Annotated in this window: 26 protein-coding genes; 1 reads left to right on the forward strand and 25 read right to left on the reverse strand. The window is 52.3% G+C overall.

Annotated features, from left to right (window positions below; genetic code table 11):
* Positions 1-349: 349 nt before the first annotated feature.
* From hemE to H8K43_RS12170, 19 genes are all read right to left on the reverse strand, one after another.
* Positions 350-1438 carry a uroporphyrinogen decarboxylase gene (hemE, locus tag H8K43_RS12080; protein WP_186904081.1) on the reverse strand — a complete coding sequence of 363 codons (1089 nt, stop codon included), beginning with the start codon at positions 1436-1438 and terminating at the stop codon, positions 350-352.
* Between the two features lie 301 nt (positions 1439-1739).
* On the reverse strand, positions 1740-2495 hold the full coding sequence (locus H8K43_RS12085) for an SGNH/GDSL hydrolase family protein (RefSeq protein ID WP_230403899.1): 756 nt from the start codon (positions 2493-2495) through the stop codon (positions 1740-1742).
* Between the two features lie 3 nt (positions 2496-2498).
* Positions 2499-3323: a PPK2 family polyphosphate kinase gene (locus tag H8K43_RS12090; protein ID WP_186904082.1), complete on the reverse strand. Its 825-nt coding sequence runs from the start codon at positions 3321-3323 to the stop codon at positions 2499-2501.
* 24 nt (positions 3324-3347) lie between these two features.
* Entirely contained in the window at positions 3348-3782 is a 435-nt protein-coding gene (locus H8K43_RS12095; RefSeq protein ID WP_186904083.1) for a CoA-binding protein, read from the reverse strand.
* 82 nt (positions 3783-3864) lie between these two features.
* Positions 3865-4287, reverse strand: a complete 423-nt coding sequence (locus tag H8K43_RS12100) for a F0F1 ATP synthase subunit epsilon (RefSeq protein ID WP_186904084.1) — start codon at positions 4285-4287, stop codon at positions 3865-3867.
* Between the two features lie 71 nt (positions 4288-4358).
* Positions 4359-5762, reverse strand: coding sequence for a F0F1 ATP synthase subunit beta (gene atpD, locus H8K43_RS12105; protein ID WP_162019486.1), 1404 nt, complete (start codon positions 5760-5762; stop codon positions 4359-4361).
* A gap of 30 nt (positions 5763-5792) precedes the next feature.
* Positions 5793-6662, reverse strand: coding sequence for a F0F1 ATP synthase subunit gamma (gene atpG, locus H8K43_RS12110; protein ID WP_162019487.1), 870 nt, complete (start codon positions 6660-6662; stop codon positions 5793-5795).
* A 29-nt stretch (positions 6663-6691) separates the two neighbouring features.
* The gene (atpA, locus tag H8K43_RS12115; RefSeq protein WP_162019488.1) at positions 6692-8233 is read right to left on the reverse strand and encodes a F0F1 ATP synthase subunit alpha; all 1542 of its coding nucleotides are present in this window, start codon (positions 8231-8233) and stop codon (positions 6692-6694) included.
* Between the two features lie 26 nt (positions 8234-8259).
* Positions 8260-8793 (reverse strand): F0F1 ATP synthase subunit delta, encoded by a 534-nt coding sequence (locus H8K43_RS12120; protein WP_162019489.1) that lies wholly within the window; start codon positions 8791-8793, stop codon positions 8260-8262.
* Positions 8794-8795: 2 nt separating this feature from the next.
* Complete coding sequence (locus H8K43_RS12125; RefSeq protein WP_186904085.1) at positions 8796-9266, reverse strand: F0F1 ATP synthase subunit B; 471 nt, start codon at positions 9264-9266, stop codon at positions 8796-8798.
* A 66-nt stretch (positions 9267-9332) separates the two neighbouring features.
* Positions 9333-9572 carry a F0F1 ATP synthase subunit C gene (gene atpE / locus H8K43_RS12130; RefSeq protein ID WP_162019491.1) on the reverse strand — a complete coding sequence of 80 codons (240 nt, stop codon included), beginning with the start codon at positions 9570-9572 and terminating at the stop codon, positions 9333-9335.
* A gap of 113 nt (positions 9573-9685) precedes the next feature.
* On the reverse strand, positions 9686-10507 hold the full coding sequence (atpB, locus tag H8K43_RS12135) for a F0F1 ATP synthase subunit A (RefSeq protein WP_186904086.1): 822 nt from the start codon (positions 10505-10507) through the stop codon (positions 9686-9688).
* Entirely contained in the window at positions 10504-11166 is a 663-nt protein-coding gene (locus H8K43_RS19265) for an ATP synthase subunit I (RefSeq protein WP_408058526.1), read from the reverse strand. The genes atpB and H8K43_RS19265 overlap by 4 nt, the downstream gene beginning before the upstream one ends.
* A gap of 242 nt (positions 11167-11408) precedes the next feature.
* Positions 11409-11654 carry a hypothetical protein gene (locus H8K43_RS12145; protein ID WP_186904087.1) on the reverse strand — a complete coding sequence of 82 codons (246 nt, stop codon included), beginning with the start codon at positions 11652-11654 and terminating at the stop codon, positions 11409-11411.
* 186 nt (positions 11655-11840) lie between these two features.
* On the reverse strand, positions 11841-12731 hold the full coding sequence (locus tag H8K43_RS12150; protein ID WP_186904088.1) for a ParB/RepB/Spo0J family partition protein: 891 nt from the start codon (positions 12729-12731) through the stop codon (positions 11841-11843).
* Positions 12732-12734: 3 nt separating this feature from the next.
* Positions 12735-13511 carry a ParA family protein gene (locus H8K43_RS12155; RefSeq protein ID WP_186904089.1) on the reverse strand — a complete coding sequence of 259 codons (777 nt, stop codon included), beginning with the start codon at positions 13509-13511 and terminating at the stop codon, positions 12735-12737.
* A 60-nt stretch (positions 13512-13571) separates the two neighbouring features.
* Positions 13572-14225: a 16S rRNA (guanine(527)-N(7))-methyltransferase RsmG gene (gene rsmG / locus H8K43_RS12160; RefSeq protein WP_186904090.1), complete on the reverse strand. Its 654-nt coding sequence runs from the start codon at positions 14223-14225 to the stop codon at positions 13572-13574.
* The gene (gene mnmG, locus H8K43_RS12165; protein ID WP_162019497.1) at positions 14225-16192 is read right to left on the reverse strand and encodes a tRNA uridine-5-carboxymethylaminomethyl(34) synthesis enzyme MnmG; all 1968 of its coding nucleotides are present in this window, start codon (positions 16190-16192) and stop codon (positions 14225-14227) included. The genes rsmG and mnmG overlap by 1 nt, the downstream gene beginning before the upstream one ends.
* Positions 16193-16425: 233 nt before the next feature.
* Positions 16426-17187, reverse strand: coding sequence for a sulfite exporter TauE/SafE family protein (locus H8K43_RS12170; protein ID WP_186904091.1), 762 nt, complete (start codon positions 17185-17187; stop codon positions 16426-16428).
* 145 nt (positions 17188-17332) lie between these two features.
* Here H8K43_RS12170 and H8K43_RS12175 point away from each other — a divergent pair, with 145 nt between their 5' ends.
* The gene (locus H8K43_RS12175; RefSeq protein WP_186904092.1) at positions 17333-18490 is read left to right on the forward strand and encodes an iron-containing alcohol dehydrogenase; all 1158 of its coding nucleotides are present in this window, start codon (positions 17333-17335) and stop codon (positions 18488-18490) included.
* 257 nt (positions 18491-18747) lie between these two features.
* Here the strand turns inward: H8K43_RS12175 and H8K43_RS12180 are convergent, their stop codons facing one another.
* The 6 genes from H8K43_RS12180 to H8K43_RS12205 all read right to left on the reverse strand — a co-directional run bounded on the left by H8K43_RS12180 (position 18748) and on the right by H8K43_RS12205 (position 23870).
* A complete protein-coding gene (locus H8K43_RS12180; RefSeq protein WP_186904093.1) occupies positions 18748-18972 on the reverse strand; it encodes a DUF4287 domain-containing protein in 225 nt (74 codons plus the stop codon).
* A 50-nt stretch (positions 18973-19022) separates the two neighbouring features.
* Complete coding sequence (locus tag H8K43_RS12185) at positions 19023-19997, reverse strand: branched-chain amino acid ABC transporter permease (RefSeq protein WP_186904094.1); 975 nt, start codon at positions 19995-19997, stop codon at positions 19023-19025.
* A gap of 86 nt (positions 19998-20083) precedes the next feature.
* Positions 20084-20965 (reverse strand): branched-chain amino acid ABC transporter permease, encoded by an 882-nt coding sequence (locus H8K43_RS12190; RefSeq protein WP_162019502.1) that lies wholly within the window; start codon positions 20963-20965, stop codon positions 20084-20086.
* Positions 20966-21079: 114 nt separating this feature from the next.
* Complete coding sequence (locus H8K43_RS12195) at positions 21080-22291, reverse strand: ABC transporter substrate-binding protein (protein ID WP_186904095.1); 1212 nt, start codon at positions 22289-22291, stop codon at positions 21080-21082.
* Between the two features lie 89 nt (positions 22292-22380).
* Complete coding sequence (locus H8K43_RS12200) at positions 22381-23100, reverse strand: ABC transporter ATP-binding protein (RefSeq protein ID WP_186904096.1); 720 nt, start codon at positions 23098-23100, stop codon at positions 22381-22383.
* Positions 23097-23870, reverse strand: a complete 774-nt coding sequence (locus tag H8K43_RS12205; RefSeq protein ID WP_186904097.1) for an ABC transporter ATP-binding protein — start codon at positions 23868-23870, stop codon at positions 23097-23099. Before H8K43_RS12205 ends, H8K43_RS12200 begins: the two co-directional genes overlap by 4 nt.
* Between the last annotated feature and the right edge of the window lie 91 nt (positions 23871-23961).

Below are 23961 nucleotides of genomic sequence, written 5' to 3' on the forward strand. Positions count from 1 at the left end.
GGCGCGGGTTTCCAGCCAGTCGGCGCTCAGCAAGTCAATATTTTACCTGTTTAAAATCAATGACTTACAAATTTTTGCAAATTAAAACAAAAATATTTCGGGCTTTTTTTACTGTGCCCAGATTTTGTGCATAAGTAAGTAAGGTGAAATGAAAAATTGCAAACAGATGAGCGCGTCTGATCTGCATTTCCAGCCCATTCTGACCTGAAAAGCGCATGAAATATACGTTTTGCAACGCAACATGACGCATGAAGGCGCTTGTCGGGCACAACGCTGTTGCTGAGCGCTTTAACACTGTATATGCAAGACAGCCAGCGCCCCGTTACGGTGCGGCGCTGGCATGGGCACATCAACCCGCCTGACGCTGGCTGCGGCTGTAACTGTGGACCGTCTCGACCAGTACGCTGACCGCTTCCGGTGGTGTGAACTGGGAAATACCATGGCCCAGATTAAACACATGACCCTGACCTGCGGCTGGCTTGCCGTAAGCGTCCAGCGTGGCGATCACCTGGGCCTTGATTTGTTCCGGCTCTGCAAACAACACGGCAGGGTCCAGATTGCCTTGCAAGGCGACCTGATGGCCGACCCGCGCACGCGCCTGACCCAGGTTCACGGTCCAGTCCAGGCCGACCGCATCCGCGCCGATAGCAGCGATCTGTTCCAGCCATAAACCACCACCTTTGGTGAACACGATGGCAGGAATGCGCTGACCGTTTTTCTCTTTTTGTAATTGCTGAATGATGTCCTGCATGTATTTGAGCGAAAACGCATGGTATTCCGCATCCGCCAGCGCACCACCCCAGCTATCGAAGATCATCACGGCCTGGGCACCGGCATCAATCTGTGCATTCAGATAGCTGGCGACCGCATCAGCATTGGTTTTCAGGATATGGTGCATCAGGTCAGGACGCTGATACATCATTTTCTTCACGGTATGGAATTCACGCGAGCCCTGCCCCTCAACCATATAGCAAGCCAGGGTCCACGGGCTACCGGAAAAACCGATCAGCGGTACCCGGCCATTGAGTGCATGGCGAATCTGAGTCACCGCATCAAACACATACTGCAGGCTGCCCGCTTCAGGCACGCGCAAGGCCAGCACATCTTTTTCATCAGCCAGACGACGTTCAAACTTCGGTCCTTCGCCTTCTTCAAAATACAGACCCAGGCCCATCGCATCCGGGACGGTCAGGATGTCAGAAAACAGGATGGCGGCATCCAGTGGATAACGATCTATCGGCTGTAAGGTGACTTCGGTCGCGAAATCCGGATTTTTTGCCAGCCCCATGAACGAACCAGCCCCTTTACGGGTCGCGCGGTATTCAGGCAAATAGCGACCCGCCTGACGCATCAGCCACAGCGGCGTGTACTCGGTTTCCTGACGCAACAAGGCTTTGAGGAAAGTGTCATTTTTTAAAGGGGCAAAGGATGTGGACATGTCAGCTTTCTAAGAGGCAGTTTCTTTTATGATCAGAACAGGCAGCATTATCGCTTAAGCTGCCGTGATCAGCATCTGATCTCGCGCAAGACTGGCGCGTCAGACAGAAACGGATAAGACAGTAGCTGTGGATAACTTTGTGGACAGCTTTTACTTATTTGAGGTTTACTTCGATTTTATCACCACAGTTAACAAATAATTCGCATAACTATATGATTTCATTGACTTTATTTGTGTTAACTAATTTTGCAAATTTAAATTGCTTAAAATTTGTGCTTGACAGACTGTGCATAAGTAACATTCATGCAGGCAAATTTTTGTGTTTCCCTACATAAATTGTGAGTAATTGCTCCGCCCACAAAGCCGCCCCCATCGCAGATGGATGATAGCCATCTGACGCCATACAGCGCTTATCGCGCATGACAGGCATGGCAACGTGACAAAGTTGTGACGTGCCAGCAACAAGATCAGCCACGGCCCTATCCAGGCTTGCCGCCTTATAGCCGAGTACCTGGCGTAAAGGCGTAGGCAGCGCCGGAAATTCTGCCAGCTTAGGCACACCGGAGATCAGGATCTGTGCTGCTGGCCAGCGCGTCTGTATTTGCTGCAGTAAAGCCGCCATCTGACGCCGATACCTTGCCACCGTTGCAAATGCGGTGCTGTCATTCACCCCGAAGCTTAGCAAAATGATGTCCACCGTTTCCGTCTGTGACGCTGATAGCTGCTGCAACCAGCCGGAAGCCGCCGCCAGCCTGGCGCCATTTTCAGCCAGCACCTGCCAATGCACCTGACAGGCTTGTTGCTGCGCGAGCAATGCCGCAAAACGGGCACACAGGCTGTCTTCGTAATGAGCGACACCTACGCCTGCCATCGGCGATTCACCGATGCCTAAGACCCGCAAACTGCGGCTGGCATCGCGCTGCCCGGCCAGTCCAAACGGCTGGCCTGCAGCTATCGGCAGACGCGGCGTGATACGGCGGGTACGCCTGCCCTGCCACCATAGCAAGGGGAATAGAACGCCGGCCAGCAATTCTGGTGCATAGTCGCGCAATGCCAAGATTTACACTACCTTCAGTTTGCTGAATTCGGGATTGCCTGGTGGGAAGCTCAATTGCAGACTTTCCAGTCTTTCCTGCACGATGCTGGCGATCACCAGATTACGCTGGGTCTTAGAGTCAGATGGAATCACATACCAGGGCGCATAAGGCGTATCGGTCGCTTTGAGTGCGCGCTCGTAGGCATCCTGATACGCATCCCAATGCGCACGTTCGGCCAGATCCTGAGGGTCAAATTTCCAGTGCTTGGCCGGGTCCGCCAGCCTTTCCTGCAGACGCGACTTCTGTTCGTCTTTCGAGATATGCAGAAAGAACTTCAGGATGATGGTGCCGGTCTCGCTCAGCATGCGTTCAAAATCGCGGATATGGGCGTAACGCTGTTCACATTCTGCCGGAGTAATCCATTCATGCACGCGTGCGATCAGCACTTCTTCATAATGGCTGCGGTTAAAGATCACCATTTCGCCCTTGGCCGGGACTTCCTGATGCACGCGCCACAGATAATCATGGTCTTTCTCGGCATTACTCGGCGCTTTAAACGCGACGGTGCGCGCGCCGAGCGGGTTGACCTGCCCGAATACGGCTTTGACGGTACCGTCTTTGCCAGAGGTATCCATGCCTTGCAGGATAATCAGGAGTTTCGGTGCATGCGCTGCGACAAAGATTTCTTGCAGATCAGAGATTTTCTCACCGATACGCAGGGTCTGTAACTTATCCACCGCCTTGGCATCGGGCTGGCCAGCGGCGGCGGCACCGATTAACTTGCGGTTGGCGTCACTGTCTTTGAGTTTGAAAGCTTCAGGCAAATGGAATAATTCGGCAATGCTCATGCACAGATCTCCTGATCAGGTGGGTTAAAGCTGGGAAAAACGCTTGCGGTGTTCAATTTTCAGACACAAATCCATCACCACCAGCAAACCTGCTGCGCGTGCGGTGGCTGCCGCCTGAGGATGAATGATGCCGGATTGCATCCACAGGCAGCGCGCAGCTATCTGTATCGCTTGCTGCGCGAGTTCTGGCATATAGCTGGCCTGCCGGAAGCAATCGACGATATCTATCGTATGTGCCTGCCCTGCCGTGAGCAAATCGGGATACACCAGTTCACCGAGCAAAGTTTGTCCGGCCAAACCGGGATTCACCGGCACGATGCGATAGCCATGTTGCTGCATATACGCAGCCACCTGATGGCTGGGGCGCTCAGGATTGGCGGAAAAGCCAGGCACAGCAATCGTACGGCTGTGCGCTAAGCAAGCTGTAATTGCATCACTGCTGGTCGTATCGGTAGGCATCTGTGCTCCCGGAAAAATAAAAAGGCAGCCTGAGCTGCCTTTTTACTGTAGTACTTTCGTCGCCAGGACTGCTGCGGACGAATTAACGTTTCTGACGCAATTTTTGAATCGCTGCCAATTGGGCGATCGCCGATGCCAGTTCCGCCTGTGCTTGCGCATAGTCGATTTTGGAATCACGATTAACCAAAGCCTGCTCAGCCAGTTTCTTGGCTTCACTTGCTTTCGCTTCGTCCAGATCGTGCCCGCGAATCGCGGTATCAGCCAGAACAGTCACGCCGTCCGGTTGCACTTCGAGGATACCGCCAGCAACGAAGACGAATTCGTCTTCAGCCTGACCAGCAACCTTGATGCGCACCGCACCCGGTTTGATACGGGTAATCAGCGGAGTATGTTTTGGATAAATACCCAATTCACCAGCCTCACCTGGCAACGCGACGAATTCGGCTTCACCAGAAAAGATAGACTCTTCTGCAGAAACCACGTCAACGTGAATAGTGTGTGCCATGTCGGACCCTTTGTGTACGCTTGAAAAAGCTGTGCTGCGGTGCTTCACACCGCAGCGCTAGCGCTTAAAAATTAAGCAGCCAGTTTTTTCGCTTTTTCGATTGCTTCGTCGATAGTACCTACCATGTAGAACGCTTGTTCTGGCAGGTGATCGAGTTCACCGGAAGCGATCATTTTGAAGCCCTTGATCGTGTCTTTCAGTGAAACGTATTTGCCTGGTGCGCCAGTAAATACTTCAGCAACGTGGAAAGGCTGAGACAGGAAACGTTGCATTTTACGTGCGCGTGCAACGATCAGTTTGTCTTCAGGTGCCAGTTCGTCCATACCCAGAATCGCGATAATGTCACGCAATTCTTTGTAGCGTTGCAGCGTACCCTGAACAGCGCGTGCTGTTTCGTAGTGCTCTTGACCCACAACTTGTGGATCCAGCTGACGGGATGTGGAATCCAGTGGATCAACCGCTGGGTAAATACCCAGGGAAGCGATGTCACGGGACAGAACAACGGTGGAATCCAAGTGAGCGAAGGTTGTCGCTGGGGATGGATCGGTCAAGTCATCCGCTGGAACATACACGGCCTGGATCGAAGTAATCGAACCGGTTTTTGTGGATGTAATACGTTCTTGCAGACGGCCCATTTCTTCCGCCAGCGTAGGCTGATAACCCACCGCGGAAGGCATACGACCCAGCAGCGCGGATACTTCAGTACCGGCCAGTGTGTAACGGTAGATGTTATCCACAAAGAACAGAACGTCTTTACCTTCGTCGCGGAAGCCTTCAGCGATAGTCAGACCTGTCAACGCAACGCGCAGACGGTTACCTGGCGGTTCATTCATCTGACCGTACACCATCGCAACTTTGGAGTTTTCCGGGTTTTCCAGATCAACCACTTTTGCGTCAGCCATTTCGTGATAGAAGTCATTACCTTCACGAGTACGCTCACCAACACCGGCAAACACGGACAAGCCGCTGTGTGCTTTAGCGATGTTGTTAATCAGTTCCATCATGTTAACGGTTTTACCCACACCCGCACCACCGAACAGACCGACCTTACCACCTTTAGCGAATGGGCAAACCAGATCAATAACTTTGATACCGGTTTCCAGCAATTCCTGGGATGGAGACAGTTCGTCGTAAGCAGGTGCTTTACGGTGTATCGATGCTGTCTGCTCGTGGCTGACCGGACCGCATTCATCGATAGGGTTACCCAACACGTCCATAATACGACCCAGCGTTGCTTTGCCGGTTGGTACCATGATAGGTTTGCCTGTGTTAGTGATAGTCATGCCACGACGCAGACCGTCAGAAGTACCCAGAGCAATGGTACGGACGATACCGTCACCCAATTGCTGCTGAACTTCCAGCGTCAGCTCGGAGCCTTCCATTTTCAAGGCGTCATAAATCTTAGGCATCGCGTCACGTGGGAATTCAACGTCCACCACAGCGCCGATACACTGAACGATTTTGCCATTAGCCATGTTCGTTCCTTCAATAATTTTAAATTTCGTTTAGACCGCTGCCGCACCGGCGACGATCTCGGAGAGCTCTTTGGTAATCGCAGCCTGACGGGTTTTGTTATAAACCAGTTTCAGTTCGCCGATTACATTACCTGCGTTATCACTTGCCGACTTCATCGCCACCATACGTGCCGATTGTTCAGACGCCATGTTTTCAGCCACTGCCTGATAAATCAGTGCTTCTACATAACGGATCAGCAATTCATCAATCACGGTATTCGCATCTGGTTCGTAGATGTAATCCCAGGAATGGGAAGACTTATCTGCGACCATTTTGTCGGTTGTCAGAGGCAGTAACTGCTCAAACACCGGTTCTTGCTTCATCGTGTTGATAAACTTGGTATAACTCAGGTAAACCGCGTCGAGTTTGCCTTCCTGATAGGCGTCCAGTAACACTTTTACCGGGCCAATCAACTTATCGAGGTGCGGAGTGTCGCCCAGCTGGATAGCGTGGGAAACGACCGGAGCACCGATACGATTCAGGAAGCCGAGACCTTTATTACCAATTGCAACTGCTTCTACTTTTGAACCCTTACCTTCGAGTTCACGCAATTTGTTGGTGACCAGACGTAAAACGTTGGTATTCAAGCCACCGCACAAACCTTTATCTGTTGTTACAACGATCAGACCAACTTTCTTGGCCTGATCCTGTTGAACCATGAAAGGATGCGTGTACTCTGGGTTGGCCTGTGACAAGTTAGCAGCGATATTACGAATCTTTTCACTGTAAGGGCGGGCTGCACGCATCCGGTCCTGCGCTTTACGCATTTTGGATGCGGCGACCATTTCCATCGCCTTAGTGATTTTCTTCGTATTTTCTACGCTTTTAATCTTGCCACGTATCTCTTTGCCTGCAGCCATGAGTATTGACTCCTTCTAGCTACAGTAAATTAATAGGCGCCGGATTTTTTGAAATCAGCAATTGCGGCAGCCATGGCAGCTTCGCCATCTTTGTCCAGTTGCTTGGTTTCTTCGATCTTCTGCAACAATGCAGCGTGGCTGGTTTTCATGAAGTTGTGTACGCCAGCTTCAAATGCCAGAACGCTCTTCACAGGTACGTCATCCAGGTAACCCTTGTTGACTGCGAACAGAGTCACGGCCATCAGGGAAATCGACAGCGGTGCGTACTGAGCTTGTTTCAGCAATTCAGTTACACGTGCACCACGGTCCAGCTGCTTACGGGTTGCTTCGTCCAGATCGGAAGCAAACTGCGCAAACGCTGCCAGTTCACGATACTGCGCCAAGTCGGTACGGATACCGCCGGACAGGTTTTTGATAACCTTAGTCTGGGCTGCACCACCAACACGGGAAACCGAGATACCAGCGTTAATCGCTGGACGGATACCGGCGTTGAACAGGGAAGTTTCCAGGAAGATCTGACCGTCAGTAATCGAAATCACGTTAGTCGGAACGAAAGCGGAAACGTCACCAGCCTGAGTTTCGATAATTGGCAATGCAGTCAGGGAACCTGTTTTACCTTTAACTTCACCATTGGTGAATGCTTCAACGTAGTCAGGGTTCACGCGTGCAGCACGTTCCAACAGACGGGAGTGCAAATAGAACACGTCACCTGGGTAAGCTTCACGGCCTGGTGGGCGGCGCAGCAGCAGGGAAACCTGACGGTAAGCAACCGCTTGTTTGGACAGATCGTCATACACGATCAGTGCATCTTCACCGCGGTCACGGAAGTATTCACCCATCGCGCAACCGGAGTAAGCGGAAACGTATTGCATCGCTGCGGATTCAGACGCAGTCGCTGCAACAACGATGGTGTATTCCATTGCGCCGTGGGCTTCGAGAGCGCGCACTACGTTTTTAACGGAAGAAGCTTTTTGACCGATCGCGACATAGATACATGTCACGCCCTGGCCTTTTTGATTGATGATGGAGTCGATCGCAACGGCTGTTTTACCAGTTTGACGATCGCCAATGATCAATTCACGCTGACCACGACCAACCGGTACCATGGAGTCGATAGACTTCAGACCAGTTTGCAGTGGCTGGGAAACGGATTGACGTGCAATAACGCCTGGCGCAATCTTTTCGATAGGCGCAGTCAGTTTTGCATTGATAGGACCTTTACCATCGATAGGCTGACCCAGCGCGTTAACAACGCGGCCGCGCAGTTCAGGACCGATAGGTACTTCCAGAATACGACCGGTACATTTGACTGTGTCGCCTTCGGAGATGTGTTCGTAGTCACCGAGAATAACGGCACCAACGGAATCACGTTCCAGGTTCAACGCCAGACCGAAAGTATTGCCTGGGAATTCCAGCATCTCACCTTGCATCGCGTCAGACAGACCGTGGATGCGGCAGATACCGTCGGTAACGGAGATAACCGTACCTTGATTACGAATCTCAGCGGAATCGCCAAGGCCTTGAATCCGGCTCTTGATCAGCTCGCTGATTTCAGATGGGTTGAGTTGCATACTAACTCCTAATATTTGTTACGTTCTTACGCGGTCAGGGCGGCGTGCATTTTCTGCAGCTTCGCGCGAACCGACGTATCCAGCACCTGGTCACCAACCACGATACGTACACCACCGATCAGAGCCGGATCGACTTTGACGCTAGGGTGCAGTTTGCGGCCAAATTTCTTTTCCAATGTTGCAGCTAAGTCAGCTAACTGTGCTTCAGACATATCAAAAGCGCTGGTCACTTCAGCATCTGCCGCACCTTCGTGGGCGTTTTTCAATGCTTGAAATTGGAAAGCGATTTCTGGCAGCAGAGTCAGACGATCATAGTCAGCGAGTGTCGCGATAAAATTTTTCGCTTCAGCTGTCACTGGGGATTTGAGCGCAGACAGAAAAATCTCAGCTTTTTGCGAAGCCGAGACTTTAGGGTTGTGTGCAAGAGCTTGTACATCGGGATGCGCGCCAGCTTGTGCCATTTCGGAAACCAGGTCCGACCAGGCGGACAGGTTACCGGTTTGGGCAACACGGAACAGCGCTTCAGCGTAAGGACGAGCGATCGTTGCGAGTTCGGCCATGATTACAGCTCGGTTTTCAGTTGATTCAACAGATCTGCGTGAGCGGATGCATTGACTTCACGTTTCAGGATTTGCTCAGCACCTTTGACTGCCAGAGTGGCAACCTGGTCGCGCAATTCTTCGCGTGCTTTGGTCACTTGATTTTCTGCGTCAGCTTGTGCAGCAGCAAGAATGCGTGCAGCTTCAGCGGCGGCTGTGTTTTTAGCGTCTTCAACGATCTGCGCAGCACGTTTCTCTGCGTTGATGATCTGTTTCTGACCTTCATCACGAGCACTTGCCAATTCAGCTTGTACGCGCTTTTCAGCAGCTTGCATTTCTGCACGGCCACGGTCGGCAGCTGCCAGTCCGTCTGCGATTTTCTTCGCACGCTCATCGAGCGCGTTCATCAGTGGCGGCCACACAAACTTCATGGTGAACAAGGCCAAGATGAAGAAAACCCCACACTGAACAAACAATGTTGCGTTTAAGTTCACGGTAATTCCTTATCTAAATGGATCAAGCCGAAAGCAAATGCTTCCGGCAGTAGAAGGAAAAACTGATTATTTGAATGGGTTTGCGAACGCGAACAACATAGCGATACCAACACCGATCAGGAACGCAGCGTCGATCAGACCAGCCAACAGGAACATCTTAGTTTGCAATGTGTTCATCAATTCTGGTTGACGAGCAGATGCTTCCAGGTATTTACCACCCATGATAGCGATACCGATACAAGCACCGATCGCGCCCAAGCCGATGATCAAACCGCAAGCCAAAGCAACAAAAGACAAATCAGTCATGATATTTCCTTAAAATTAAAAAATGAAACTAAGATTAAAAAACAAAAAACGAAGAACCTAAAACCAAACTTAAAACTAAACCTGCTCTTACTACGTATTCCAACCTGTCTTACTTAGTGAGCGTCATGTGCCTGGCCGATATACACCAGAGTCAGCATCATGAAAATAAACGCTTGCAGGAACACGATCAGAATATGGAAGATGGCCCAGATCGAACCAGCGATAGTATGACCAATCACACCAAATGGTGTTGCCATCGCGCCCAGCAGAGCGATCAACAGGAATAACAATTCGCCGGCAAACATGTTACCAAACAGTCGCATGCCCAGAGATACCGTTTTTGCTGCGAATTCGATCACTTGCAGGATCAGGTTAAACGGCGCCATCTTGATACCGAAAGGTGCGGACACCAGTTCGTGCAGGAAACCACCCAAACCTTTGATCTTAACGCTGTAATACAGCATCAGCAAGAGCACACCGAAAGAAATACCGATAGTGCCGTTCAGATCGGCAGTCGGCACCACGCGGTGATGCGGGAAAATGTGTTCTACGCCGAAGAATGCGAACAAAGCGGAGAACATATCCACAGGCAGGAAATCCAGAGAGTTCATCAGCGCGACCCAGACAAATACGGTCAGTGCCAGCGGAGCGATGAAGCTGCGGTCACCGTGAACGATGCCTTTGGATTGTTCTTCCACCATTTCAACCAGGATTTCTACTGCTGCCTGGAAGCGGCCCGGTACGCCGGAAGTCGCTTTTCGTGCTGCCAGCCACAAAACCAGGCTGCCGACCACGCCACAGAATATGGACCAGAATATGGTGTCCATATTGAAAATCGAGAAATCAACAATACTTGCTTGATGCTTGGTCGAAAAATGTCCTAAGTGATGGACAATATATTCTGACGCTGTCGGGGCGTGCTCAGTTGCGCTCATGGTCTTTGTCTAAATAGTAAAATGAAATAACTTTTCAGTACCACAATGAAGGCGATCAAAAATGCCGGCCAGTTAACATCGCGGTACCAATATACAAATGCGCCCATCAGCGCAAGTGTCAAAAAAATCTTTATAAATTCACCGACAAAGAAAGTTGCCGGGTTAGCGCCGCCGGGTTTTTTCGTGCCGATGAACAGGCGTAAAGCAAAAAAAGCATTCGGCAGTGCACAGCATAATCCGCCAGCCAGCGCGGACAATACCAGAGTAACCTTGCCGGAAATTCCGGCCAGCAAAGCCACGATGAAAGCTGTTGCGAGTTGCAACAGAACGATACGTGCCATGCTTTCCTCACATATTGACCATTGATTGTTGATATCGGCCCAGCCGTTACAAAATTTTCTCTGGCAGGCTAAATTCTCGTCAATCAAAACCACGGAATTATACGTGTATGTGCTTAGCAGCGTCAAACGTTTGATTCTGCGCCCTAAAAGCGGGCATAGCCAGCTTACAACTCCCTTCCCCAACACGCGTTTGCTACGTAAAACCCAATAAACATGCGGCTTTCCAGCGATCTGCCAGACGTATTTGCGGATGCTGCATAGCTGTGGATGAGCGCCTATTTCCCCTAAAAACTGCACGGTTTTGTCGCATGTGATCAACGGTTTTCATTTCTTATAGCCAACAAAATTGCTCCATTTACTAGCAAAAACTCACAAATAAGAAGTTGTCTGTAATTTTCATAAGAGTTTTGCTGACATGATGAATGGAGGCATTTTTAATGATTTTTGCCGCAACTGGAGCTCAGCTGAGATACGCCATGTTTCACGTTAAACATGCAGCCTCTGGACTAAATCAAAAAAAAATACATTCGAAACTTAAACGGGCCAAAAAAATAACAAAATTACATTGTTAACATAAATATAATATTTGCAATATCCTGAGTTTGAATCAGTAAAGTGATGGTGTCACCAGGCATGTCAGATAATTCGCGTTTCACGTGGAACGCTAAACACAGCAATGCATCTGGCAACGGCTTCAGGCAGTGAACAAATCCAAAGATATCAACAAGACCTGGAAAAATCACTTTTGATAAATCGGGTGGCAGGAACAGGAATAGCCAGCAAATCGGGCGGCTGAAAAAACGCATGCTGTGCAAACAGAGAAAATCGCTGCAGCAAAAAACGTTACACGTGAAACATGGGGTTCGCACAATGGCCGCGGCGAAGTTGTGCTCAACTTCGCCGGGTAAAAAAAAACCGCCAACCTCAGGGTCAGCGGCTTTTGATGAACATGCAGTGTTCTGTAGAAAAGAACGCCGCAGCAGGAAGCCTGCTTAATTACGGATTTTTAAGATCACACCATCAAGCGAATCAAGGTCAGCAAAATCGATGATCATTTGGCCCTTACCTTTACTCCCCATTTTTAAGGTCACCTGGGTCGCCAGCAAATCGGACAATTCTTCTTCCAGACGTGTGATATCACGCGACTTCTCGGCTTTTTCACGTGGACGTGCGCCCGCATGTTCAGCCGTGGTTTTCGCGACCAGTTTTTCTGCTTCACGTACGGACATACGTTTCGCGACGATCTGGTTGGCTAACTGTATCTGAGTGGCTGCGTCGGTCACCAGCAAAGTCCGAGCATGGCCCATGTCGATATCACCCGCCATCAGCATAGTCTGCACCGGTTTAGCCAGGTTCATCAGGCGTAACAGATTGGTGACTGCACTGCGTGAGCGGCCAACCGCATGGGCAGCCTGCTCGTGAGTGAAAGAAAAATCGGTGATCAGACGGTGTATACCCTGGGCTTCTTCCAGTGGATTGAGGTCTTCGCGCTGTATGTTTTCGATCAATGCCATGGCTGCAGCAGCCTGATCATCGACGTCTTTCACCAGTACCGGCACCTCGTCCAGACCGGCCATTTGCGAGGCGCGGAAGCGGCGTTCACCGGCAATAATTTCATAGCGTGTCACGCCATTTTGCTGGCCTACCGGGCGCACCAGGATAGGCTGCATCAGGCCCTGCGCCTTGATCGACGCGGCTAATTCTGCCAGTGCACCTTCATCCATACGGGTACGTGGCTGGTATTTACCGGCCTGCATCTGGCTCACGGGCAGGCTGCTGGGCGCATCTGCGACGTTCGGCACGGCTTCTGCGAAATCGCTGGCACCGCCTAATAATGCTTCCAGGCCACGGCCCAGTCCTTTAGGTTTTTTCATTGCATTCATGGCTTACTTTTCTAATTGCTTAATTCTCTCGACCATCTCCGCGCCAAACGCGATATAGGCTTGCGCCCCTTTGGAGGAAGGGTCAAATACCACGCCGGGCATGCCATACGAAGGTGCCTCGGCCAGACGGACATTGCGTGGAATAACGGTCTTGAAGACCTTGTCACCAAAGTGTTGTTCCAGCTGGTCAGATACTTGCTGCGACAGGGTCATGCGCGGGTCAAACATGACTCTTAACAAGCCCACGATTTTGAGGTCGGGATTGAGATTGGCAGAGACTTTTTTGATGGTGTTGGCGAGGTCAGACAGGCCTTCCAGTGCATAGTATTCGCACTGCATAGGGATGATCACACCGTGTGCGGCACACAGGCCATTCAGGGTCAACATGGACAGCGCAGGCGGGCAATCGATCAGCACGAAGTCGTATTCGGCGCTGACCTGAGCAATCGCATCGCGCAGGCGCTTGTCACGGTTTTCCAGCTCGACCATTTCCACTTCAGCACCGGCGAGTTCGCGGTTAGCTGGCAAGACGTCGAATTTGCCGGACTCTGAACGCTGGCGCGCGGTCGCGATGTCGGACATTCCTAACAATACTTCATACACCGAAGCAGTCAGTTTTGCCTTGTTAATTCCAGCCCCCATGGTCGCATTGCCCTGAGGGTCGAGATCGACCAGCAGCACGCGCTGATCCAGTTTTGCCAGACCCGCAGCCAGATTGACGGTAGTAGTAGTTTTACCCACGCCACCTTTTTGATTCGCGACACAAAAGATTTTTGCCATAGAGGATTTCCGTGCTTTATTTGTGTGAGTGATTTACGTGAAATTGTTGTCTGCGCCGTTTTAAACCGGTTCAGCACGCCGTACAAAAACCAGATGACGCTCTGCATTTAATCCCGGTACCTGCAGCGGCTGCACGCCTGTGACGGCCCAGCCAGCTGGCAGACGTTCGATTTCCTGGGCAGGTGCGACACCTTTCATGGCGATAAATTGCCCGCCTTCAGCCAGTAAATGACCTGACCAGTTGATGAAATTACAGAGCTCAGAAAAGGCGCGGGAAGTGATTACATCAAATTTTTCTGTGACTTCCAGCTGCTCTACCCGGCCGGTAAAGACGGTGACATTGCTGAGTCCAAGTTCGGCTTTGGCCTGGCTCAGGAAGGCGGTTTTTTTGCTGACCGTGTCTATCATGGAGATACGTGTCTGAGGATAAGCAATCGCCAGCATCATGCCTGGCAAACCACCACCGGCACCTACGTCCAGCACATTGCGCGCATCCACAAATGCAGGTGCGGCTGACAGCGAATCCAGCAAATGCTGCTTCACCATTTCCTGCGGATCACGGATTGCAGTCAGGTTGTACACCGCATTCCACTTCGACAGCAGGGCCAGATAAGCCAGCATCTGATCGATCTGGGCCTCATTCAGTGCCAGCCCCATTTCCTGCACGCCAGCGCTTAAACTGACCTTGAGTGCCTTGGTATCCAAGATTGCCATTACGCGTCTCCTGCGGCCGTTTGGACGCTTTCCTGAGCATGTTCCGCTGCGGGGACTGCTGCCATAAACTCTTTAAATCCTTTTTTCTTCAGATGCACCAGTAACAGCGAAATCGCGGCGGGTGTCACGCCGGAAATCCGGCCGCACTGGCCCAGCGTTTCAGGCTGATGCTTATTCAGCTTCTGCCGTACTTCTATCGACAGCCCGCTGACCTCCATGTAGTCAAACGCCTTAGGCATTTTCAGGTTTTCATAGTGGGCATGACGCTCGACTTCTTTCGCCTGGCGGTCGATATAACCCGCATACTTGACCTGGATTTCCACCTGTTCGCGTACCGCCGGATCAGCAATTGCCGGGCCAGCCAGGTCTTGCTGCTCGACGCCGCGCAAGCTCATCAAACTTTCATAATTGACTTGCGGACGACGCAATAAATCGGCCAGCGAGTATTCACGCTCCAGCGCTTTACCCAGCACGCGCTCTGCTTCTGCAGCAGCCAGAATACGCGGATTGACCCAGGTGGTACGCAGTCTTTCCATTTCACGTGCAACCTGTTCGCGCTTGTTCTCAAATGCCTGCCACTGTGCGTCGCTGACGCAACCTAGCTGACGCCCGATCTCGGTCAGGCGCATATCGGCATTATCTTCACGCAGACTGAGGCGGAATTCAGCACGGCTGGTGAACATGCGATACGGCTCCTGCACACCCTTGGTGATCAGATCGTCTACCAATACGCCCAGATAGGCTTCGTCACGGCGCGGCACCCAAGCTTCCCTTCCCTGAGTTTGCAAAGCGGCATTCAGGCCAGCCAGCATACCTTGCGCTGCAGCCTCTTCATAACCGGTAGTGCCATTGATCTGACCTGCAAAGAACAAGCCCTCAATTTGACGGGTTTCCAGCGAAGACTTCAAGCCACGTGGATCAAAGTAATCGTATTCAATCGCATAACCCGGACGCAGGATGTAGGCATTTTCCATGCCGCGCATAGAACGCACGAGGTCCAGCTGCACGTCGAAAGGCAGGCTGGTCGAGATACCGTTAGGGTAGAACTCATTGGTGGTCAGGCCTTCCGGCTCCAGGAAAATCTGATGCGATTCCTTGCTGGCGAAGCGGTGTATCTTGTCTTCGATAGACGGGCAGTAACGCGGACCGACGCCCTCGATCACGCCGGTGTACATAGGGCTTCGGTCGAGTCCGGCACGGATGATGTCGTGGGTTTGTTCATTGGTATGGGTGATCCAGCATGGCACCTGCTTAGGATGCATGGCGGTTGTTCCCATGTAAGAAAATACCGGTACCGGATCCAGATCACCAGGCTGTTCCTGCATCACTGAGAAGTCGATACTGCGGCCATCGATGCGTGGCGGCGTGCCAGTTTTCAGACGCCCTTGCGGCAAAGCCAGCTCTTTCAGACGGGCTGACAGCGACACCGCAGGCGGGTCACCGGCACGGCCAGCGGCGTAATTATTCAGCCCCACATGGATCTTGCCATCGAGAAAAGTCCCTGCGGTCAGCACCACGGCGCGGGCACGGAAGCGTATACCGACCTGGGTCACCGCACCAACCACGCGATTGCCTTCCACCAGCAAGTCATCCACTGCCTGCTGGAACAACCACAGATTCGGCTGATTCTCAAGACGGCTGCGTATCGCTTGTTTGTATAAAATCCGGTCTGCCTGAGCACGGGTTGCGCGCACCGCTGGCCCCTTAGAGGAGTTCAGGATGCGGAACTGTATGCCAGCCTCATCGGTTGCAATCGCCATTGCACCACCCATGGCATCAACCTCTTTGACCAGATGACCCTTGCCTATCCCACCGATGGAAGGATTGCAGGACATCTGACCCAGGGTCTCGATGTTGTGGGTCAATAACAGCGTGGACTGCCCCATACGCGCGGCGGCGAGGGCAGCTTCAGTGCCGGCGTGACCACCACCGACAACAATCACATCGAATTCTTTAGGATAAAACATGGCTAGCTTCTGACAAACAAGGACACGGAGAGTCAGGATTATAGTTTGTTTTCGCGCAGCGCCCTCACCTTCTGCATCCCGGATAAAAAAATAAGCCTGATGTTTCACGTGAAACATCAGGCTTACCTCAAGTACAAACTCAAAAAATGGGCTTTGGAATTTTGTGTTTTACATCACAATCGAATCAAGCAAGTTCGAAACAGCGATGCCATGTTTCACGTGAAACATACCAATCAACGTAAAAATCCGTCATAAGTCGTCTTGCATATCAACGCCACGACCACCACCAAAAACACCTTTCTGACAAATCCGGCACCATGCCGTATCGCCATCTGGCTACCTAATACCGACCCGACTATCTGGCATACCGCCATCAAACCACCGAGTAACCACAACACATGCCCGCTGAATCCAAACCAGGATAAGGCTGCCGCATTACACGCAACATTGAGTACCTTGGCCACCACCGATGCGCGCAGAAAATCGTAGCCAAAAAAACGTACAAACAGGAACATAAAAAAGCTGCCTGTACCGGGGCCAAAAAAGCCATCATAAAAACCAATGCCAGCAGCTACCAGCATCGCCAGCCAGACTTCCTTGCTGCCCGAAAACAAGGGCTTATCCTGAGTGCCGAATTCTTTCTTCATAAAGGTATAGACCGCGACCGCTGCCAAAATAAAAGGCAGAGCCTTACGCAACTGGGTAGGCGGGATATGGGTGACCAGATAGGCACCGAAAAAAGAAAAGGCAAAAGCAGTCAGTGCAGCCGGTACCAGCATGCCCCAGCGCACACTGACTTTTTGCATATAGTTGCGTGCAGCAACCGCTGTGCCCCAAATGCTGGCTAACTTATTGGTTCCCAGCAAAGTCGCCGGTGCTGTGCCCGGCATCATGGAAAATAAAGCCGGTACCTGAACCAAACCACCACCGCCGACTATCGCATCGACAAACCCGGCAAAAAATGCCGCCGCACTTAAGAGCATCCAATCAAACATGAAATTTATTAACCTTCATCGAAAAGCCGCCAGTCTCTGGCAAGCTGGCAAACATACAGGCAAATTGCAAGACTGCCGAGTCTAACAAGCAATCTGCTGTTCATGTGACACAGAGCTGACTAATTTGACCGTAACAGGAGTCGCTATGCAGAATTTCCGTTTTCAGACCGTTCCCCTGATCATTAACGAAACCGGTGCGCTGGCCCGGCTAGGTGAGTTCATACAGCAAGAATTTCCAGCTTGCCGACGCCTGTTCATCGTGAGCGATGCTGGCTTAGTCAGCAGCGGTATCTTACAAGCTGGCTTGGACAACCTAGATCAACTCGGACTGCTGTATCAGTTGTACGCAGGTGTGGTGCCTGATCCACCGGAAGCGGTGGTATTGCTTGCAGCACAACAAGCACGCGAATTTGGCAGCGATCTGGTCATAGGCATGGGTGGCGGCAGTGCAATGGATGTGGCCAAGCTGATTGCCGTTTTATGCGGCAATGATCAGGCACTCAGCACCATGTACGGCATCAATCAAATCCGTGGCAAGCGCCTGCCCTTGGTACAAATTCCGACCACCGCCGGTACCGGCTCTGAAGTCACTAATATCTCTATCGTGACCACCGGTGAGACCACCAAGATGGGTGTAGTCGCGCCCCAGTTATTTGCTGACCTTGCGATACTTGATGCTAGTCTGACAACTGGATTACCGGTCGCCACCACCGCCGCCACCGGCATCGATGCCATGGTGCATGCAATTGAAGCCTATACCACGCGTCATAAAAAGAACCCAGTATCGGATATGCTGGCGCGCCAGGCACTGAAACTGCTGTTTAATCACATAGACCGTGCCTGCAGTCATGGCACTGATCTGGCAGCGCGCCAAGCCATGCTGCTGGGCGCTATGATGGCCGGGCAGGCCTTTGCCAATGCGCCTTGTGCCGCGGTTCATGCGCTGGCCTACCCGATTGGCGGCCGCTTCCACGTGCCGCATGGTTTATCGAATTCTCTGGTCTTGCCCACGGTCTTGCGCTTCAATCTGCCCGCCGCCGCGGAACAATATGCCGAGCTGGCTGAGATCCTGGCCCCCGATGCGACAGGCAGTGCCGAAGCGCGCGCCAATGCCATGATCAATGCACTCGCAGATCTGGCACTGCGCACCGGCATCCCGACCCGGCTGCGTCAGGTCGGCATCCGTGAAACAGACCTGGAGCAACTGGCCAGCGACGCGATGCAACAGACCCGCCTGCTCGGCAATAATCCGCGGGAAGTCAGCTGGCAGGATGCATATGAGATTTATGCGGCGGTTTTGTAGTTCGGCCCACGGTCAGAACGCAGCGCCTGTGGATGAGGGCCAGCTTATCCACAGGCAGAACTAAGCAAAAACACTGGCAATGAGGTCTGCTGCGGGCAAAGCAGCAGCACATTCGCCATAGCAATGTTAAACAGCCTAAAACAGCCGCAGAGGCACTTTGGCTTAGATTGCCTCACCAAGTGAGGCTTTGCTGAGAAAAACGCTCAAAAGCCCGCATAACAGCCCTGACATGGAATACATATGCGGGCCTGACTGTGTCAGGATTTCTTCTGGGCCAGCACATGAGCCACAATCGCGTTTGCGTGCCCATGCCCCATCTGGTATTCGGTTTTCAGCACTTGTACCAGCTCCATATGCCTGAGCGGAATTCTGGCTTCAACCAGCGCGATCCAGTGAGCAATCGGCTGGCCATACTTCTTTTCGATAGAAGGGAAATAGGATGCAGGTCCCTGCACCTTCTCTGCCTTATCTGCTGCATTCATAGACCACTCCTCAATGAGTCTGAGACTGAGACTGAAGCTGAAACTGAAGCTCAGGATTTTCTGACCGAAGTGCGTAGCAAAGCGGCCAGCTCACCCACGATACCGCGCCGGAATAAAAGCACACAGATAATGAAGATCAGACCGGTCACGATGGTGACTGAATCGCCGAGGCCACGGAACCAGTCGATCTGGGTCAGATCCGCCAGCGCATTGCCGAGATCACCGAGTTTATTTTCCAGCGCGATGATCAATATCGCACCGACCACAGGGCCAACCAGTGTGCCCATACCACCGACCAGCGTCATCAACACCACCAGACCCGACATGGTCCAGTGCACATCGGTCAGGGTTTCAAAGCCCAGTACCAGCGTCTTGGTCGCGCCCGCCAGACCAGCCAGCGCAGCCGACAGCACGAAGGCCAGCAGCTTGTACTTATCCACGTCGTAACCGAGTGACACCGCGCGTGCCTCGTTCTCTTTGACTGCTTTGAGTACAGTGCCAAACGGAGAGTGAATAATGCGCACGATCAGTGCAAAGCCAGCGACACAAATCGCCAGTACCAGATAGTACAAATGCAGATCAGAACTCAGATCAATCAGACCCAGCAATTTACCGCGTGGCACACCTTGCAAACCATCTTCACCACCGGTGAACTTCGCTTGTAAAAACACGAAGTACAACATCTGCGCCAAAGCCAGCGTGATCATCGTGAAATATATCCCCTGGCGCCGTATCGCCAGCAAACCCATCAGCCAGCCTGTCAGCACAGCAAAGGCCACACCCAGCAACAAGCCCAGCTCGGTCGGTAAGCCGGCATCGCGCAAGGCCCAGCCGGCCACATAACCGGCACCGCCGAAAAATGCTGCGTGCCCGAATGAATTCAGGCCGGTAAAACCGATCAGCAAGTTAAACGCGCAGGCAAACAAGCCGAAGCACAGTAACTTCATCAGGAACACCGGATACGCGAAAAACGGGATGATTAGCAAAGCCAGAACAGCCAGGCCGTAAGCAATTTTTTTATTCATAAAGTCACGCTCATTTTCTTCAGGCTATTGTTACTGTCGTCACTGTCTTCGCTGTCGTCTATCAATCAGGTATGCAGTCAGCAGCTTCATTCTTTTCCGAACAAACCGGCTGGCCGCAGCATGAGTACGATCGCCATCACAATAAACACCACGGTGGCCGACAATTCCGGATAAAACACCCGCGTCAGTCCCTCTATCACGCCCAATCCCAGACCGGTCAGGATAGAGCCCAGTATCGATCCCATGCCACCGATCACAACCACCGCAAACACGGTGATGATCAGATTGGAACCCATCAGCGGCGAAACCTGGATTACCGGTGCCGCCAGCACACCGGCAAACGCGGCCAGCGCGACGCCAAAGCCATAGGTCAGCGTGACCATCAGCGGCACATTGATACCAAAGGCTTCAACCAGCTTGGGATTTTCTGTACCGGCGCGCAAATAAGCGCCAAGCCGGGTTTTTTCAATCACAAACCAGGTCAGGAAACATACCAGCAGCGAGGCGACAACCACCCAGGCACGATAGTTAGGCAAAATCATGAAACCCAGATTCGTCGCGCCGGACAAGGCCTCGGGCACCGCATACGGCTGACCGGACACGCCATACACGGAGCGGAATATCCCTTCCAGCATCAGCGTCACACCGAAAGTCAGCAACAAGCCATACAAGTGATCGAGCCGGTACAGCCAGCGCAACATGCTGCGCTCGATCACAATGCCGATCACACCCACCACCAGCGGCGCCAGGATCAGCATCATCCAGTAATTCAATCCCAGATATTCCAGCCCCATCCAGGCCAGAAATGCGCCCATCATATACATGGCGCCATGCGCAAAATTAATCACATTCAGCAAACCGAAAATGACAGCCAGTCCCAGCGATAACATCGCATAAAACGAGCCATTCACCAGCCCTAACAACAGCTGGCTCATCATCGCTTGCAGCGGTATGCCCAAAATTTCCATAGCATGCTCAGAAAAATTCCCGTACGCGGGAAGGTTCAGATCCGACAGATCAGTACGGGCCTGCCACCTCAGGATGACAGGCCCACTTACCACAGCACTCAGCTTAAGACTGGTTTATTTCCACAGTGCGCACTTGGATTCAGCCTTGGTGGTGAAAGCCTGTTCACCCGGTATGGTCTGTACCACTTTGTAGTAATCCCAAGGCTCTTTCGATTCGGACTGGGCTTTCACCTGCATCAGGAACATGTCCTTGATCACGCTGCCATCGGCACGCAGATAACCATCTTTGATGTAGAAGTCATTGAACTTCATGCTGCGCAGCTTAGCCATGACTTTTTCCGGATCATCCGTGCCGGCAGCTTTGACCGCATTCAGATACTGCATGGTGGCGGAGTAATCTGCGGCTTGCAGACTGGATGGCATCTTCTTCATTTTTTCGAAATAACGGCGCGCCCAGGTGCGCGCTTCCGGCGTTTGATTCCAGTACCAGCTATCCGTCAGATACATGCCATTGGTCGCATTCAGACCCAGCGAATGAATATCGTTAATGAACATCAGCAAACCGGCCAGCTTCATGGTTTTGGTCACGCCGAATTCATTAGCCGCTTTAATCGCATTGATGGTGTCACCACCTGCATTCGCCAGACCCAGTATCTGTGCTTTAGAGGCCTGGGCCTGCAGCAGGAAGGACGAGAAATCCGAGGCCGATAAAGGATGGCGCACTGCGCCCGCAACCGTGCCACCGCTGGCTTTCACAACCTTGGTAGTATCGCCTTCCAGCGCAGCACCAAACGCATAATCAGCGGTCAGGAAATACCAGCTCTTACCACCTTGTTTCACGACTGCAGCGCCAGTCCCTTTGGCCAGCGAGACGGTATCGTAAGCATAGTGCACGGTGTACGGTGTGCACTCTTCATTGGTCAATGCAGCAGTACCGGCACCGACAGAAATGAAAGGACGTTTTTTTTCAGCCGCGACTTTGGCCATCGCCAGTGCGGTTCCGGAATTGGTGCCGCCTAACAGCATATCGACGCCGTCACGGTCTAACCATTCGCGTGCCTTGCTGCCAGCAATATCGGCTTTATTCTGATGATCGGCTGTGACTAACTCGATTTTTTTCCCCAGCACACTGCCGCCAAAATCGGCAATTGCCATCCGTATCGCTTCTGAGCCACCTTTGCCGTCGATGTCGGAATACACGCCGGACAAGTCAGTGATAAAACCTATCTTGACCACATCGCCCGAAACCTGGGCGCTGGCAGCGCCGGAAAAGGCGCTGCAGGCAGCTGCTACAGCCAGACTGACGATACTGATTTTTGCTTTCATGTCTCACTCCTATCGTTGTTATCAAACCGGTCTGTGAACGACCGGCCAGGGATACCGCTACGGTTCAGCTACAAGCAATTCATTCAAACTCAGACACCTAATAACTCATTGAGCACAGCCATTTTTTCCTGCAATTGCGCCGCCGCGAAATGCTCGACTACCTGGCCATGCTCCATCACATAAAACCGGTCTGCCAATGGTGCAGCAAAACGGAAATTCTGCTCCACCATGACGATGGTGTAGCCGCGTGCCTTAAGCATCAGTATCATGCGCGCCAGTGCTTGCACGATCACCGGTGCCAGGCCTTCAGAAATCTCATCCAGCAGCAATAAGCGTGCGCCAGTGCGCAGAATGCGCGCGACCGCCAGCATCTGCTGTTCGCCACCGGATAAACGCGTGCCCTGACTGTTTTTACGTTCCGCCAGATTCGGGAACATGGCGTAGATTTCATCCACGGACATGCCCTGACTGTCACTTGCCACCTGTGGCGGCAACAACAGATTTTCTTCTGTGGATAAGGAGGAAAAAATACCGCGCTCTTCGGGGCAATAACCGACCCCGAGATGCGCGATTTTGTAAGTCGGCAAAGCGATCGCTTCCTTGCCATAAATCTGTACCGAACCCTGACGACGTCCGGTCAGACCCATGATGGCGCGCATGGTGGTGGTACGTCCGGCGCCATTGCGTCCCAGGATAGTGACGACCTCACCGGCATGTACTTCCAGATTCACTTTGTGCAGGATATGAGATTCGCCATACCAGGCTTGCAAGTCCTGGATTTTCAGTGCGCAAACTGGCTGCTGGCTCATGCGTGGGCCCCTTCCAGTTCAGCACTGCTGCTGCCCATATAGGCTTCCATCACGCGCGCATCGCTGGACACGGTGGCATAATCGCCTTCGGCCAGTATCGCGCCGCGCTGCAAGACAGAAATCCGGTCGCAAATGCCGGACACAACGCTCATATTGTGCTCCACCATCAGGATAGTGCGGCCCTGCGCCACGCGGCGTATCAGCTCAGTCACACGGTGCACATCTTCATGCCCCATGCCCTGGGTAGGCTCATCCAGCAGCATCAATTCCGGCTCCATCGCCAGCGTAGTGGCGATCTCCAGTGCTCGCTTGCGACCATACGGTAAATCCACCGTCATGGTATCGGCAAACTGCGTCAGATCGACCTGTGCCAGCAACTCCATCGCACGCTCATTGAGGCGCGCCAGCTGGCGGTCGCTCTGCCAGAAATGAAAGGAATTGCCCAGCGTGCGCTGTAAGCCGATACGCACATTTTCCAGCACACTCATATGTGGAAACACGGCAGAAATCTGGAAGGAACGGATGATGCCCTGACGCGCAATCTGGGCCGGTTGCGCCGCCGTGATATCGCGGCCGTTAAACAGGATCTGGCCCGAAGTCGGGATCAGGAATTTGGTGAGTAAATTAAAACAGGTGGTCTTACCGGCACCGTTAGGGCCGATCAGTGCATGGATATGTCCACGCGCTACCTGCAAGTCGACCTGGTTCACGGCAGTGAAGCCTTTGAACTCTTTGGTCAGGCGCTTTGTCTCCAGGATGACATCGGTCATCTCGTCTCCTTGTCTGTCTGTCAGAACGGCAGAGACGGTCGTCGCAACACAGAACTGCTGTGCAGCCACCCTGTCTCCTGTCCATCCTGCA

The organism is Cognatundibacterium curvum (assembly GCF_014284235.1).
Lineage (GTDB): Bacteria > Pseudomonadota > Gammaproteobacteria > Burkholderiales > Burkholderiaceae_D > Undibacterium > Undibacterium curvum.

Coding starts and splice junctions, on each gene's coding strand:
- hemE (WP_186904081.1), bottom strand. CDS start 1,438: ATGTCCACATCCTTTGCCCCTTTAAAAAATGACACTTTCCTCAAAGCC.
- H8K43_RS12090 (WP_186904082.1), bottom strand. CDS start 3,323: ATGAGCATTGCCGAATTATTCCATTTGCCTGAAGCTTTCAAACTCAAA.
- H8K43_RS12095 (WP_186904083.1), bottom strand. CDS start 3,782: ATGCCTACCGATACGACCAGCAGTGATGCAATTACAGCTTGCTTAGCG.
- H8K43_RS12100 (WP_186904084.1), bottom strand. CDS start 4,287: ATGGCACACACTATTCACGTTGACGTGGTTTCTGCAGAAGAGTCTATC.
- atpD (WP_162019486.1), bottom strand. CDS start 5,762: ATGGCTAATGGCAAAATCGTTCAGTGTATCGGCGCTGTGGTGGACGTT.
- atpG (WP_162019487.1), bottom strand. CDS start 6,662: ATGGCTGCAGGCAAAGAGATACGTGGCAAGATTAAAAGCGTAGAAAAT.
- atpA (WP_162019488.1), bottom strand. CDS start 8,233: ATGCAACTCAACCCATCTGAAATCAGCGAGCTGATCAAGAGCCGGATT.
- H8K43_RS12120 (WP_162019489.1), bottom strand. CDS start 8,793: ATGGCCGAACTCGCAACGATCGCTCGTCCTTACGCTGAAGCGCTGTTC.
- atpE (WP_162019491.1), bottom strand. CDS start 9,572: ATGACTGATTTGTCTTTTGTTGCTTTGGCTTGCGGTTTGATCATCGGC.
- atpB (WP_186904086.1), bottom strand. CDS start 10,507: ATGAGCGCAACTGAGCACGCCCCGACAGCGTCAGAATATATTGTCCAT.
- H8K43_RS12145 (WP_186904087.1), bottom strand. CDS start 11,654: ATGCGTTTTTTCAGCCGCCCGATTTGCTGGCTATTCCTGTTCCTGCCA.
- H8K43_RS12150 (WP_186904088.1), bottom strand. CDS start 12,731: ATGAATGCAATGAAAAAACCTAAAGGACTGGGCCGTGGCCTGGAAGCA.
- H8K43_RS12155 (WP_186904089.1), bottom strand. CDS start 13,511: ATGGCAAAAATCTTTTGTGTCGCGAATCAAAAAGGTGGCGTGGGTAAA.
- rsmG (WP_186904090.1), bottom strand. CDS start 14,225: ATGGCAATCTTGGATACCAAGGCACTCAAGGTCAGTTTAAGCGCTGGC.
- mnmG (WP_162019497.1), bottom strand. CDS start 16,192: ATGTTTTATCCTAAAGAATTCGATGTGATTGTTGTCGGTGGTGGTCAC.
- H8K43_RS12170 (WP_186904091.1), bottom strand. CDS start 17,187: ATGTTTGATTGGATGCTCTTAAGTGCGGCGGCATTTTTTGCCGGGTTT.
- H8K43_RS12175 (WP_186904092.1), top strand. CDS start 17,333: ATGCAGAATTTCCGTTTTCAGACCGTTCCCCTGATCATTAACGAAACC.
- H8K43_RS12180 (WP_186904093.1), bottom strand. CDS start 18,972: ATGAATGCAGCAGATAAGGCAGAGAAGGTGCAGGGACCTGCATCCTAT.
- H8K43_RS12185 (WP_186904094.1), bottom strand. CDS start 19,997: ATGAATAAAAAAATTGCTTACGGCCTGGCTGTTCTGGCTTTGCTAATC.
- H8K43_RS12190 (WP_162019502.1), bottom strand. CDS start 20,965: ATGGAAATTTTGGGCATACCGCTGCAAGCGATGATGAGCCAGCTGTTG.
- H8K43_RS12195 (WP_186904095.1), bottom strand. CDS start 22,291: ATGAAAGCAAAAATCAGTATCGTCAGTCTGGCTGTAGCAGCTGCCTGC.
- H8K43_RS12200 (WP_186904096.1), bottom strand. CDS start 23,100: ATGAGCCAGCAGCCAGTTTGCGCACTGAAAATCCAGGACTTGCAAGCC.
- H8K43_RS12205 (WP_186904097.1), bottom strand. CDS start 23,870: ATGACCGATGTCATCCTGGAGACAAAGCGCCTGACCAAAGAGTTCAAA.